At 57.6% G+C, this 12991-nt stretch carries 10 protein-coding genes; 8 read left to right on the top strand and 2 right to left on the bottom strand.

Going from position 1 to position 12991, the window contains the following annotated elements:
- Positions 1-75: 75 nt before the first annotated feature.
- Entirely contained in the window at positions 76-5142 is a 5067-nt protein-coding gene (locus tag IE111_RS24725) for a calcium-binding protein (RefSeq protein ID WP_308427538.1), read from the top strand.
- Between the two features lie 38 nt (positions 5143-5180).
- Here IE111_RS24725 and IE111_RS12210 read toward each other — a convergent pair whose 3' ends face one another.
- Both IE111_RS12210 and IE111_RS12205 read right to left on the bottom strand, forming a co-directional pair.
- Positions 5181-6155: a serine/threonine protein kinase gene (locus IE111_RS12210; protein WP_189609002.1), complete on the bottom strand. Its 975-nt coding sequence runs from the start codon at positions 6153-6155 to the stop codon at positions 5181-5183.
- 82 nt (positions 6156-6237) lie between these two features.
- The gene (locus tag IE111_RS12205; protein ID WP_189609000.1) at positions 6238-6942 is read right to left on the bottom strand and encodes a ComF family protein; all 705 of its coding nucleotides are present in this window, start codon (positions 6940-6942) and stop codon (positions 6238-6240) included.
- Between the two features lie 53 nt (positions 6943-6995).
- Here IE111_RS12205 and bioB point away from each other — a divergent pair, with 53 nt between their 5' ends.
- The 7 genes from bioB to IE111_RS12170 all read left to right on the top strand — a co-directional run.
- Positions 6996-8054 (top strand): biotin synthase BioB, encoded by a 1059-nt coding sequence (gene bioB, locus IE111_RS12200; protein WP_189608998.1) that lies wholly within the window; start codon positions 6996-6998, stop codon positions 8052-8054.
- 1 nt (position 8055) lies between these two features.
- On the top strand, positions 8056-9213 hold the full coding sequence (gene bioF, locus IE111_RS12195) for an 8-amino-7-oxononanoate synthase (protein WP_189608996.1): 1158 nt from the start codon (positions 8056-8058) through the stop codon (positions 9211-9213).
- Positions 9210-9860, top strand: a complete 651-nt coding sequence (locus IE111_RS12190) for an alpha/beta fold hydrolase (protein WP_189608994.1) — start codon at positions 9210-9212, stop codon at positions 9858-9860. The genes bioF and IE111_RS12190 overlap by 4 nt, the downstream gene beginning before the upstream one ends.
- Positions 9853-10632: a malonyl-ACP O-methyltransferase BioC gene (gene bioC, locus IE111_RS12185; protein ID WP_189608992.1), complete on the top strand. Its 780-nt coding sequence runs from the start codon at positions 9853-9855 to the stop codon at positions 10630-10632. The genes IE111_RS12190 and bioC overlap by 8 nt, the downstream gene beginning before the upstream one ends.
- Positions 10633-10645: 13 nt before the next feature.
- Positions 10646-11347, top strand: coding sequence for a dethiobiotin synthase (gene bioD, locus IE111_RS12180; protein WP_189608990.1), 702 nt, complete (start codon positions 10646-10648; stop codon positions 11345-11347).
- A 499-nt stretch (positions 11348-11846) separates the two neighbouring features.
- Entirely contained in the window at positions 11847-12083 is a 237-nt protein-coding gene (locus IE111_RS12175) for a hypothetical protein (RefSeq protein ID WP_189608988.1), read from the top strand.
- A gap of 11 nt (positions 12084-12094) precedes the next feature.
- On the top strand, positions 12095-12991 hold an 897-nt coding region (locus tag IE111_RS12170; RefSeq protein ID WP_189608986.1), incomplete at its 3' end, for a putative metalloprotease CJM1_0395 family protein.

Below are 12991 nucleotides of genomic sequence, written 5' to 3'. Positions count from 1 at the left end.
TATGCCGACATCATCTACTTCGGTGAAGGCATAGCACCGGAGGACATTACTTATCAACGTGATGGCGAGGACCTGTTGCTGAACCACGTCAATGGCCAGGACAGCATTCGGGTCGAACAGTGGTTCCACAGCTTCAATTACCACATCGAGGAAATTCGATTCACCGACGGTACGGTTTGGTTGGATGAAACCATTACCGATGAACTGTTGACGGTTGTCGGCACCAGTGGGGACGATGTGATCACAGGCGTCAACAACCATACCGACAGGCTTTATGGCGGTGATGGTAATGACACCCTGTCCGGCCTGAGTGGCAACGATTACCTCTATGGTGAATTGGGTGAGGACACGCTCAAGGGGGGTAACGGAAACGACTACTTGGAAGGCGGACACGGCGATGACACTCTGATTGCCGGAAACGGTAATGACAAGCTGTATGGGGGCGCCGGTAACGACACCTTGAGCGTGAACGGTTCGGGCAGTAATGAGCTTTATGGTGGCGATGGAGATGACACCCTGACCAGCGGCTATAGCACCGACCGCCTGGAAGGCGGTGCTGGAAATGATCGGCTGGAAAGCGACTATCGTTATTCACGCGACCGTTATTGGTTCTACCCCGGCTTTGGCCAGGACGTCATCAAGGACTACAGCTATACCAGCTATGCCGACATCATCTACTTCGGTGAAGGCATCGCACCAGAGGACATTACCTATCAACGTGATGGCGAGGACCTGTTGCTGAACCAAGTCAATGGCCAGGACAGTATTCGGGTCGAACTGTGGTTCAACAACTTCAATTACCACATCGAGGAAATTCGATTCACCGACGGTACGGTTTGGCTGGATGAGGATATCAGCGACGAGCTGTTAACGATCGTCGGTTCGGATGGCGATGACACGATCACCGGGGTGGTCAACCATACCGACCGGCTCCACGGTGGTGAGGGTAACGATACCTTATCCGGCCTAAGTGGTAACGATTACCTCTATGGCGAAGCGGGTGATGACAGCCTCGATGGCGGTACCGGTAATGACTATCTTGAAGGGGGCGACGGCAATGACACGCTGAATGCCGGTAGCGGCAGTGACGAGCTCCATGGTGGTGCCGGAGACGACACGCTCTATGGGAACAGCGGCTCCAATGAGCTTTACGGTGGTGAAGGCGATGACTTGCTGGCTGGTGGAACCGGCAACGATCATATGGAAGGCGGCGCCGGAAACGATCGTCTGGAAAATGATTACCGATATTCTCGTGACGACTATTGGTTCCATCCCGGGTTCGGAAGAGATGTGATTCAGGACTACAGCTACAGCGGTTATACAGACCGCATCCATTTCGGTACAGGCATTACTCCGGATCAAATCAGTTACTATCGCCTGGGCGACGACTTGATGTTGGTCCACAGCACCGGAGAAGATCACATCCGAGTGGAACGCTGGTATGAAAGCGACAACCACCGGGTCGAGGTCATTCACTTCGCCGATGGTGTGAAACTGACAGCTGATGAAGTCGAGGTAAGGACCACCGAAGTCAGCCTGGTTGTCGGCCTGTCCGACCAGGATGATTATTTGCTGGCGGACACAGCGGCTTCACTGGTAATGGGATATGCCGGTATGGACCGACTGGAAGGTCAGGAGGGTAACGACGCTCTTTTCGGCGGTGACGGTAACGACCAGTTGGCCGGTGGCGAAGGAGACGACTACATTTCCGGTGGAGCCGGAGATGACAGCCTGGATGGAGGGCCGGGAGCCGATCGATTCATCTACACCTTCGACCGCAGCCACGACGTGATTCTGGGCTCCGGAGAGCCGGAGGACGACCTTTACATAACCGGCTACATGGCCTACTCGGATCTGATAGCGACACGCGATGTGGACGACCTGGTTCTGACAGCGTCGGACCAAGATGGCTCGCTGACTCTGGAAAACTGGTATCTGCAGGACGTCAGCACGCGTCTACAAAGGCTGAAAACCTACAATGAGCCCTTTATTCGTATCGAGGACATCATTGGCGGCGACTATGAACGGAAAGTCCGGGTTCCTTTGGAAAACCAAGGTGCGGAAGAAGGTGCAAGTACAGCTTGGACTTCGGAATCAGGTGTAATCGGATTCGGTGCCTCCGATACGATGGTGCCCGTTTCTGGAAGTGCCTATTTCATTCCTGAAGGCGATGAAAAAGCCATTGTTTACCAGACGTTCAGTCTGCATGAATTGACTGGGCTCTCAGTGTTGGAATTCGCGACGCTATATGACAGCACGGTGGCATTGGAGTGGCTTTCTGCTTCCGAAGACAGCGGCAGTGCCGTCGCCAAAGTCGGGGCCCGGTTCTTCGATGCGGATATGGTGTTGTTGTCCGAAACTTTCTTCGAGTCATCGGATGAAAATGACTGGCAGACCAATGACAACCTGGCCATCGTTCCTCCCAATGCCCGGTACATGGACATTCTGTTGATTTTGGAAGTGGATGCCGATACTGGTGTCGCTGCCTTTGCCGATAATATTTCGGCGACCATTCAGTTTGAATTAAATGATTCCGGCTACACCGGTACCAGCTTTGTCTTTGGTACCAGTGCCAGCGATGAACTCACGGGTACATCCTCCTCCGATTTGATCAAAGGGTTTTTAGGGAATGATGTCATTCATGGTGATAATGGTAGTGATGTTATTTATGGTGGTCTCGGGGATGATGTTATCCACAGTGGTAATGGCAGTGACATAATTCATGGCGGTGTGGGGAATGATATCCTTTACGCTGATGGCAGTGCGTATCGAAATGATGTCGATACCTTCGTCTTCCAGGAAGGGGATGGTCAGGACAGAGTCATCAACTATCATCGAGATTACAGATCCGATGACATCCTGAAGTTCGAAGAGGTTACGGATGAATCGATCAGCTTTGTCCAGAATGGAGACCACCTGCAGGTGCACTACGGAACACAGGGAGACTATGTTGAACTTGATCGTTATGTTGAGAGTTCAACCTGGCGTCGCAATTACTCGATCGAATGGTCGGACGGTAGTCGGGAGTCCTTAAGTGCGGTTGTCCGTCGGCGGACGGCGGAGCTTCGGGGGACGGACGGTGACAATACTCTGACCGGGTCTGAGTTAGTGAATACAGCCTTTGGAGGTGCTGGAAACGATGATATCGACACCGGTAGGGGGGATGACCTGCTCTACGGTGGTCCGGGTGACGACATATTGCACAGCGGTGAAGGCAGCGATGTTCTGTATGGTGGTAAGGGCAACGATGTTCTATACGCCGATGGCAGTGCGTATCGAAATGATGTCGATACCTTCGTCTTCCATGAAGGGGATGGTCAGGACAGAGTCATTAACTATCACCGCGACTACAAATCCGATGACATCCTGAAGTTCGAAGGGGTCACGGACGAGTCGATCAGCTTTGTCCAGAATGGAGACCACCTGCAAGTGCACTACGGAACACAGGGAGACTATGTTGAACTTGATCGTTATGTGGAGAGTTCAACCTGGCGTCGCAATTACTCGATCGAATGGTCGGATGGTAGCCGAGAAGCATTGAGTGCCGTAATCAGCAGGCGGACGGCGGAGCTTCGGGGGACGGACGATGATGATGAGTTAACCGGGTATACACTTAATAACACAGCCTATGGAGGGGCTGGAAACGATGTGATCGATACAGGGAGTGGAAATGATGTGCTCTACGGTGGGGCAGGTGATGACCTACTGCACAGCGGCGAAGGCAGTGATGTGCTTTATGGTGGTGAGGGCAACGATGTTCTATACGCTGATGGCAGTGCGTATCGAAGTGATGTCGATACCTTCGTTTTTCAGGAAGGTAATGGTCAGGACAGAGTTATCAACTATCACCGAGACTACAAGTCCGATGACATCCTGAAGTTCGAAGGGGTCGCGGACGAATCGATCAGCTTTGCTAGGAATGGGGATCATCTGCAGGTGTATTACGGAACACAGGGAGATTATGTTGAACTTGATCGCTATATAGAGAGTTCAACCTGGCGTCGGAACTACTCAATAGAGTGGGCGGATGGATCGCGAGAGCCGGTTGGCACCGTGCTGGATCTATTTGGTTATACGTTCCGGGGAACCGTCAATGACGATTCTATCACTGGCACTTCAAAATCCGAGACATTATTCGGGTACGAAGGGAATGATGTGATTAAGAGTGGCGCCGGCTCTGACAGAGTTTTCGGAGGGCCTGGTAATGACCAGTTGTACGCGGATGGGGGCATCTACAGGAAAGATCAGGATGTATTTTTCTTTTCTGAGGGAAGTGGCCGGGATACTATCTTTAGCGAACGATCAGCGGCAGAAGACATATTTGACGTTGTAGTTCTCGAGGGTATCGATCAGGGGTCTGTTTATCTGGCACGAGATGGTGACGGATTGCGTATCGAATACGGATATCTCGGAGATAGTGTGCTGCTGAGTGATTTCTTTATTAGTCCGCAGTATCAAAACTTTGAAATTGAGTGGGATGATGGATCTACTTCACGTGTTAAGGAGCTGTGGCTCGATCAAACTGGAGTCGAACTTTCCGAGATTACGACTGGGTATCTGGTCCTCGCTTTTGCGGAAAGTGGTAGTGACCCAGATCGCCTAGCCCCCTATCTAAATCCTGCGAACATTGAACACCCTGATTGGGATCAAAACTTTGGTCAGACACAGTTCATTGGATTTAATCGTTTTATTTCCAGAGGAAATACACCTGAAACTCTACCAGAAGCATCAAGAACAATTACTAATTTTGATCCAGACTGGAAGTTGAAAGTATACGGTGGAAATGCATGTTGGGGTGGTGACTATCATACTTTGCAATTGGAGTTTTTAGGATCGGATGGCGAAGTGCAGTTTGCATTGTTGTCAAAGAAAGATGGCACTTATAGATCAGGTTTGTGGTTTGGGAAGGATCTGAATTCTTTAACTAAAACAGGGCAATCTGGTTCATATCCACGCGCACAAGGTATCTTGGAGTTTACTGATGGTGGTGTGGAGTATGTCAACCAGCGATCAGAAAATTATAATCATAGCTTTCAGTTTTCTGGAGCTATTGAACCAATAGCTGTTCGTGTGAAGACAGATGCCAGGTCGACTTATAGCGGTGGATGCAGATCGGGAAGCTATGTGAAGATTGTGGAGTAGTCGAACCATAGGAAGTGGATGGCTGTATTTACAGCCATTCAATCCTCCTGCAACACCGCCCACTGCTCCCGCAATCCCAACAAATGGTCGCTCCAAAACCGGGGGCTATCAAACCACGAAAACGCCTTCGGAAAGGCGGGGTCATCCCAGCGCTGCGCGATCCACAACGCATGCCGAATCATGTGCACGGTCCGCAGCGCTTCCAGCAGCCGGAGCTCCTTCTTCGGAAACGCGCGGAACTGCTCGTACCCTTCTTCCAGCTCGTTCAACTGAATGGCCTGCTCGTGTTTGTCGCCGGACAGCAGCTTCCAGATGTCCTGTGCCGCCGGCCCGGTTACGGTGTCGTCCAGGTCCACGATGAGCAACTGGTCGTCCCGGCTCAGGATGTTCCCGGCGTGAAAGTCGCCGTGAATCCGAAGCAGGGGCGTGTCCCGGTAAATCGGTTCGTAATGGTTGCGCAGCAGCTCTTCGATGGGTTTGAGTGTCGCCAGATAGTTGGTGCGCATGTCGTCCGGCAGCAGTGGGCTGTCTTTAAAAAAGGTCTGTGCCTGAACGACAGGGTCCAGCAATGAAAGCGCGGGGCGGTGGTTGAATTGGCCGGCTTCGCCCACGGCGTGCAGCCGCCCGAGCCACTGGCCGATGCGATACAGCTGGTCCGGGTTGTCCAGTTCGAAGGCGTGACCGGCCCGCATTGGGAAGCAGGCGAACCAGAAACCGTCGCGGTGGTGCAGGATGTCGCCATCCATTTCCATTGCGGGCACTACCGGGATTTCGGCCTCATAAAGTTCCTCGGTGAAGGTCAGTTCCTCGCGGATCTGGGCTTCGGTCCAGCGGCCGGGGCGGTAGGCTTTCAGCACGACCGGGTCCCGGTCTTCCAGACCCACCCGATAGACCCGGTTCTCATAGCTGTTCAGCGGGTAAATGCGGTAGTCGGAATAGACACCGAGGGACTCCATCCAGTCGATGATGCGGTCCTGGCTGAGGCTGTCGAACGGATGTGCGCTGGTGGTCATGGTGAGGCTGCCTTGATCGAAATTGCGGCCATTGTAGTGGTTTTCCCGCTTGATGCATTCATTGTTCCGGTTATCGTTTCCGCTATCGATGCAAGGGGGTCCGGGCCAGTGTCCACAATTCGATGCTGTCGGCGCCGGCCCGTTTCAGGATACGACTCAGTTCCGTGGCTGTGGCGCCGGTGGTCAGAACATCGTCGACGATGGCGATGCGCCTGGGCGGGTCGGTTCGTACCCGGAAGACGCCTTTCAGGGTCTGGCGACGCTGGGCCCGGTTCAAACCCTCCAGGGGCGTGGTGGTGTGCACCTTGTCCACACCGCGCCAGACCGGTGCTCCGCACTGTTTGCCCCAGTATCGCGCCAGCCAGTCGGCCTGGTTGAAGCCGCGTTCGCGCAGCTTGCTCGGGTGCTGGGGGACCGGCACCAGGGCATCGGGCTCGAATTCGGGTTGTTGGGCCTGCCACCAGTTGTGCGCCAGGGATCGGGCGGCGGCGAAGTCCCGGTCGTATTTCATGCGGTGGATCAGGAAGCGGGTAGCGCCGGTCAATGGCCAGGCGATGCGGGCCTGCGTCCAGGGGGGCGGGTGTTTTTGGCAGCGGCCACATTGCAGTTCCAGGGTGTCCGGCTCACCGCAGGTCGGGCAGGGGTCGCGGAGGGGGTCGAGGAAGGTGCGGCAGAGCGGGCACAGTCGACCGGTGCGCGACGGTTGTTCGCACAGTGGGCACTGAAATGTGAATAAAAGATCAAAAAATGACCAAAGGGAAAAGTTAAAGGCTTCCTTGTTTGACATGCCCCGGGGGCTCCTTACCATCCAACGGCAATCGTACAGTTTAAGGAAGCCCCATGTCCGCCCGCAACGCTGAAACTCTTCGCCACGACTGGACCCACGACGAGGTTCAGGCCCTGTTCGATCTCCCGTTCAACGATTTGTTGTTCCAGGCGGCGGCCGTCCATCGCGCCCATTTTGATCCGAACGAGGTGCAGGTCAGCACCCTGCTGTCGATCAAAACCGGCGCCTGCCCCGAGGACTGCAAGTATTGCCCGCAAAGCGGCCACTACAACACCGGTCTGGAGAAGGAGAAGCTGCTCGAAATCCAGAAGGTGATCGAACAGGCCAAGTCGGCCAAGGCGGCGGGCGCCAGCCGGTTCTGCATGGGGGCGGCCTGGCGGTCGCCGTCCGAGAAAGACATGCCCTATGTGCTGGACATGGTGCGGGAGGTAAAATCACTGGGTCTGGAAACCTGCATGACGCTGGGCATGCTGAAAGACGAACAGGCTCAATCCCTGGCCGAGGCCGGTCTGGACTACTACAACCACAATCTGGACACCTCGCCGGAATACTATGGTGACATCATTACCACCCGGACCTATGCGGACCGCCTGAACACCCTGCAACAGGTACGCGATGCTGGCATGAAAATCTGTTCCGGTGGCATTTTGGGCATGGGTGAGGAAAAGCGGGATCGGGCCGGCTTGTTGATCCAGTTGGCGAACTTGAACCCGCATCCCGAGAGCGTGCCCATCAACCAGTTGGTGAAGGTCGAAGGCACACCGCTGGACCAGGTCGAGGATCTGGATCCGATCGATTTCATTCGCGCCATCGCCGTTGCCCGCATCATGATGCCGAAGTCCCACGTCCGCCTGTCGGCCGGTCGCGAAAACATGAGCGAGGAAATGCAGGCCATGGCGTTTTTCGCTGGCGCCAACTCCATCTTCTATGGCGACAAGTTGCTGACCACCGCGAATCCGGAAGCCAACGAAGATAAAGCGCTGTTCGACAAACTGGGCATACGCCCGGAGCAACGCGGTAAACCGGACGCCACCGGTGCCGAAACGTTCGATCCGGCCAAGTGCCCCAAGCGCAACAACGATGTCTTCTACGACGCAACGCTGACGCAATAACGTGCTCAAGGCCTTTTCCGATATTCCCCGGGTGCTCGAGGAGCGCCGGGCGCAATCGCTCTACCGGGAGCGTACCCGGCTCGATGGCGCCCAGCAGGTGCATACCCTGATCGATGGCCGGCCGATGCTGTCGTTCTGCAGCAATGACTATCTGGGGCTGGCCAATCACCGGGCCATCGCCCGTCGCCTGACCGAAGCCGTGGCCGCTCATGGCACTGGCGCCGGCGCCTCCCATCTGGTCAACGGACACCACGCCGAGCACGAAGCGCTGGAGGATGAGTTGGCCGCCTTCACGGGGCGGGAAGCCGCCCTGGTGTTCAGCACCGGCTACATGGCCAACCTAGGCGTGATCAGCGCGTTGATGGGGCGGGGCGATACCGTAGTGCAGGACAAATTGAACCACGCTTCTCTCATCGACGGCAGTCAACTGAGTCAGGCGCGATTGCTGAGATACCGTCACAACGACCCGATCCACCTCGAAGAGCGCCTGAAACAGGCTCAAGGCAAGTGCCTCGTAGTCACGGATGGCGTCTTCTCGATGGACGGCGACTGCGCTCAACTGAAGGCGATGAGTGAGCTCTGCCAGGCTCACGGCGCCTGGTTGATGGTCGATGATGCGCACGGCCTGGGTGTGCTGGGCGACCAGGGCCAAGGCCTGGTTGGGCAGTGTGGGCTCAACGAATCCGATGTGCCGCTGTTGGTGGGTACCCTCGGCAAAGCGTTCGGTACGGCCGGAGCTTTTGTCGCCGGCCGTCGTTCGACCATCGACTACTTGCTGCAATACGCACGCTCCTACATCTATACTACCGCCGCGCCACCCGCAGTGGCCGCGGCTACGCGTGAGGCCCTGGTGCTGGTTGAGCAAGCCGACGATACCCGTGCCCACCTAAATCGCTTGATCCAGCGATTCCGCCAGGGCGTCGGTCAATTGCCGTTCGAGCTAATGCCGTCCCACACGCCGATTCAACCTCTGCTGGTCGGCTCCGTTGATGCGGCCCTGCACCTCAGCCAGGGTCTGCGTGAACGTGGCTTACTGGTCACAGCCATCCGCCCGCCCACGGTTCCGGTCGGCGAAGCCCGACTGCGCGTCACCCTCAGTGCCGGTCATTCCGAGGCCGATATCGACCGGCTGCTCAACACCCTGGAGGATCTGGCATGAGTCATACAGTCGTCTGGTTCCCGGGATGGCAATTCAGTTCGAAAGTATTTGAACCCTTGCAACATCGCTTCAATGGCGCATCGCATGTGTCCCTCAGCTACGCCGGAGAGAGCGGTCACTGGCGGGACTGGCTCGACCGCCAACATGAGGCGGTACCGGAACGTGCTCATCTGGTGGGTTGGTCTTTGGGTGGCATGCTGGCGCTGGAACTCGCCCGGCACCGTCCGGATATCGCCAGTGTCACGGTGCTGTGTGCGAATACCCGGTTTTCGGGTGGCGATTCCGGTCTGGAGGAATCGGTGGCCGAGGATTTTCGTCAGCGCTATCGAACGCGCCCGCAAGCGGCTCTGAAACGCTTTCTCGGGTTGGTGGAAGGGCGCAGAACCGATAACAGTCTGGACGACCATCTGCTCAATGGCGACCATGCCGCCACCCTGGACTGGTTGTACGACCTGGAGTGCTATGCCGACTGGGTCGATTGCCCGGTACGGGTCCTGCTCGCCGAGTCCGATACCCTGGTGCCAGCTCAGCCGGCGGCTCAGGCCTGGCTCAGCCGGGGCGCCGAGGTCAAATTGATGCCGGGCGGACACGATCTGCCCTGGCGAGACCCGGATGCGGTCGCCGATTGGATGCAACACCATGACTAAGCAGGCCATCGCCAACACCTTCAGCAAGGCCGCGCTCAGCTACGACGACGCCGCCCATTTGCAACGGCGCGTTGCCGACCGGTTGCTCGCCCTGACCGGGGAGCGCTCTCTGGCTCCGGCCCCGGTCATCGCCGATCTTGGCACCGGCACCGGCTATTGCCTGCCGGCCCTGGTCCAGCGGTATTGTCCGATGCAACTGAACGCGCTCGACCTGTCCCCAGCCATGCTCGAACAGGCCCAATGGCGTGAACCGACTGCCATTCCGGTCCGGGGCGACCTCGAAGCCCTGCCGTTCGACACCGCCAGTCACCATTTGCTGATCAGCAGCCTCGCTGTCCAGTGGCTCGACCAGCCGGATGCTTTCCTCGCCGAGGCCCGCCGAGTGCTCAAAACCGGCGGCCGCCTGGCCATTAGCACGCTGACCGACGGTACCCTGCACGAACTCAAACAGGCCTGGCGGGCCGCCGACACCAGCCCCCACGTCAATGACTGCCTGCCGGCCGAAGACTGGCGGCAAGCCCTGGCCGAGAGTGGCTTTCAGATCGAGCAGTGGCAGAGTGAACGCATTGAGGTGGGCTACCCCTCACCGCTGGACTTGTTGCAAGAGCTCAAACGCCTCGGCGCCAATCACGTCAAAGCCCGTCAGGGCCACGTCAGCCGCAAAGCGTTGGGCCAGATGCTCAGGGCCTACCAACCCTTTCAGCGTCCGGATGGCCAATATCCCGCGTCCTGGCAGGTGCTTTACCTCGTCCTTCGTAAAACCGTGAACTGACCGGACCCCAAACATGGCCAATAAACGCACTTATTTTGTCACAGGCACCGATACTGAAGTCGGTAAAACCCGGGTCACCGTCGAACTGTTGAATGCCCTGAACCGCCAAGGTCTGAATACCATTGGGCTCAAACCCCTGGCCGCCGGGGCCGAGGAATCCGACAATGGAGACTGGACCAACGAAGACGCGCGCGCCCTGCAAACCGCCGCCTCCGTCCAACTGCCTTATGAACAGGTCAATCCCGTTCTCCTCAAAGCCCCAATGGCGCCGCACCTCGCCGCCGAACGTGAACAGCGCAGTCTCAACCTGCGGACGCTCGAAGGCCATTGCCGGGGTACTCTGATGATCACTCCGTACGATGTCGCCCTGATTGAAGGCGCCGGTGGCTGGCGTGTGCCGCTCAATCCCCGGGAAAGCCTGGCCGGGCTTCCTAAAGCCTTGAACTGCCCGGTGATCTTGGTTGTCGGAATGCGCTTGGGGTGCCTGAATCACGCACTGCTGTCGGCCGAGGCGATTCAGCGGGATGGGCTGGAATTGGCCGGGTGGGTGGCCAATTGCATCGACCCGGAGATGGCTGAGTTGGAGGCGAATATCGCGACGTTGAAGACCTTGATCCCGGCGCCGCTTCTGGGGGTGGTTCCGTACCTCGAGGAAGGGCAAGAAGTGAGGGATCCGCTATTTGATGTGGACGTCCTGGTTGGCCGTGCAAAGTAGGGCAGAAGAGCGTTAAGCGATATCTGCCGTTAATAGGCCTCGGGGTGGGTTAAGATGTGGGCTTCGCCCACCCGGCAGATAACGGCTCCGCCTCTTCTGCCCTACAACAGGCAAAGTAATAAGAATAGGTTGGGGTAGTGGCCGCCAACGCGAGCGATCGGTGCCGGGGTATCCATCACCGGGGATATCTGAGGCAGGGATTGCCGAAGTTAAGCCCCCAAGGGAGGGGTTGAGTGGGCGGCATACCGTGCGGCCCCGGAGATGGATACCCCGGCACCGGCCGCGGACCATGTCCTCTAAACTAACCAAGGCAAACTCCACCCAAGCACACTCTGCATCGGGAACTGATCCACAAACTTGAACAATTTAACAAATCGTTACACGAATCGCGTTCAGGCTGGTTAAAATGTAAGCAGTGATTCGTGTATCCAGCTGTCACCAGAATGACCAGGCAGCGGATCCAACGCAGTACGCTCGGTGAGCGTTAGTGGAGAGAAGCATGGTCAGTTCCGTCATCAGCGCAGGCGTATCGGGCATTCAAGGGGGCTTGTACTCCCTGGATCGCAGTGCCCAGCAGATCGCCAACGCCAACAAGCCACCCGAACAGGGCGGCCCGGACAACATTGTCGAACCCATGGTTGACCAGATACAGGGTAAGCAGCAGGTTCAGGCCAGCGCCCGTGTGGTTGAGGCCGGTTCCGATGTTCTTGGCACCCTGATCGACATCGAGGTGTAGCGGAGGCGGCCATGTCCACACTCAGCGGCATCTTTCCCAACGCCATCACGCCCTCGGTCAACCTGCCGGTTGATCCCGAGCAGCAGGCGCAATTGCGCCGGCAGAAAGAGGCTGCTGTGTTTTCTCCCGTGGGCGCGACCGAAGCGACCGCTGCTGGCCAGAACCGCGCCGGTGAGCGCCCCGCTCGACAGGACAGCCAGAAGGATGCTCGCCCCGCCAATCGTGAACCCGAACGGCCGGCGTCCTCCAATGCGGCCGAAGAATCCAATACCCGCGTCGCCACGGACGAATCCACCCGTCCCCGGTCCGCCGATGAAGCCTCTCGCTCCGCGCCGCAGCAGGCTGCTGAAGAGAGCGCCATCGACCAGCGGCGACTCGAAGACGAACTGCAGACCATCCGCGAACTCGCCCAGCGGGACCGCGAAGTCCGCACCCACGAACAAGCCCATCAGGCCGTCGGTGGCCAGTACGCCGGCGCCATGTCGCTGACCTACACCACCGGCCCGGACGGTAAGCGCTATGCGGTCGCCGGCGAGGTCGGTATCGACATCAGCCCCGTTCCCGGCAATCCCGAAGCCACCATGGACAAGGCCGAGCGCATCCGCCGCGCGGCCCTGGCCCCGGCTGAACCGTCCGCTCAGGATCGCGCCGTCGCCGCCCAGGCGACACAATTGCAGATCGACGCCCAGACCGAACTCCGTCAGATGGAGCGTGAAGCGCGCGAAGCGGCTGAACAGGATTCCGAAGAATCCCGTTCAATCAGCAACGAAGAGAGCGAACAACGGGCCGAAGCGGCCAACCGCGGAGAGGAATCCGAAGAGGACCGTCGTGATCGGGTCGACGAAGACGCCCGTGAACGGCAAAACCGGTTGCTGGATTCCACCCGTGAAATCACCGACCGGGCCCTG

This window comes from Saccharospirillum salsuginis, assembly GCF_014651855.1.
Lineage (GTDB): Bacteria > Pseudomonadota > Gammaproteobacteria > Pseudomonadales > Natronospirillaceae > Saccharospirillum > Saccharospirillum salsuginis.
The sequence above is the reverse complement of the archived record's forward strand: the minus strand, read 5'-3'. Positions and strand labels throughout refer to the sequence as shown.